The sequence below is a fragment of the Enorma phocaeensis genome, from assembly GCF_900186505.1.
Classification (GTDB): domain Bacteria; phylum Actinomycetota; class Coriobacteriia; order Coriobacteriales; family Coriobacteriaceae; genus Enorma; species Enorma phocaeensis.
In genome coordinates this window covers 1-1264 of sequence record NZ_LT891962.1, presented here as the reverse complement: position 1 = coordinate 1264, position 1264 = coordinate 1, and the positions used below count along the sequence as shown (strand labels likewise).

At 64.0% G+C, this 1264-nt stretch carries 1 protein-coding gene; it reads left to right on the top strand.

The features are described 5' to 3' along the window. Positions 1-258: 258 nt before the first annotated feature. A partial coding sequence (locus C1717_RS00020; protein ID WP_245859315.1) for an IS256 family transposase occupies positions 259-1264 on the top strand: 1006 nt, incomplete at its 3' end.

Genomic DNA, 1264 nt, shown 5'->3' with positions numbered 1-1264 from the left:
GGTATCGTGACATCAGGATCAAGAGCGACCTGGATTACAAGAGCCCCATGCAGTACCGAAGGGATTTGGGACTAGTCGCATAGGATGGATTTGGTCCAGGATTCCCACCGCAGTCCCGAATGTGCATTGGGAATTGAGCGGTAACGTACAATTTCTTGCGCACTTTGACAGCGGAATAGCGTCCAGATAGGAAGGAGGGCACGGCCCGCCCCGGTATGATTCCGATTGTCGAGAAAAGAAACATGCCGGAGGTAGACCATACCCGAGCCAATCGTAACATTGAACGAGGAATCGCTGAAGACCGACCCGCGCGAGCTGGTGAGGAGGACCGTCGAGGACACCCTGAACGGCCTTCTCGAGGAGGAGGCGGGGGACCTCGTCGGCGCCGAGCGGTACGAGCGCACCGCCGAGCGCGAGGCGTACCGCTCCGGCCACTACGAGCGCCAGCTCACGACGACGTCGGGCGAGGTCACGATCCGCATGCCCAAGCTCAAGGGCATGAGGTTCACCACGGCGATCATCGAGCGCTACCGTCGCCGGGAGACCTCGGTCGAGGAGGCGATGATCGAGATGTACCTCGCGGGCGTCTCCACCAGGCGCATCGAGGACGTCTCCGAGATCCTCTGGGGCTCGAGCGTCTCGGCGTCGACTGTCTCCAACCTCAACGAGAAGGCGTTCGCGTCGGTCGAGGAGTGGCGCAACAGGCCGCTCGAGCGCGCCTACCCCTACGTCTACGTCGACGGGATATACCTCAAGAGATCCCGGGGCGGGAGCTACGAGAACGTGGCCGTGATGGTGGCCATAGGCGTGAACGACGACGGCTTCCGCGAGGTCATAGGCGCCGCGGAGGGGTTCACGGAGTCCGCTGAGTGCTGGCGGGAGTTCCTCTCGTGGCTCAAGTCGCGCGGCCTCCGCGGCGTGAGGATGTTCACCGGCGACAAGGCCGCCGGCATGGTGGGATCCATCGCCGAGGTCTTCCCGGGGGCGGCCTACCAGCGCTGCGCCGTGCACTTCTACCGCAACGTGCTCTCAAAGGTGCCAAAGTCCAAGCGCCCGAGGGTCGCCGCCATGCTCAAGGCGATCCACGCGATGGAGTCGCGGGAGGCCGCCGAGGCCAAGGCCCTCGAGGTCGCTTCCGAGCTCAAGGAATCCAAGCTCAAGGAGGCGGCCAAGGCCGTGCGCGACGGATACGCGGAGACCCTGACCTACACGAGGTTCCCGCGCGAGCACTGGAGGCGCATACGCACCAACAACGCCATCGAGC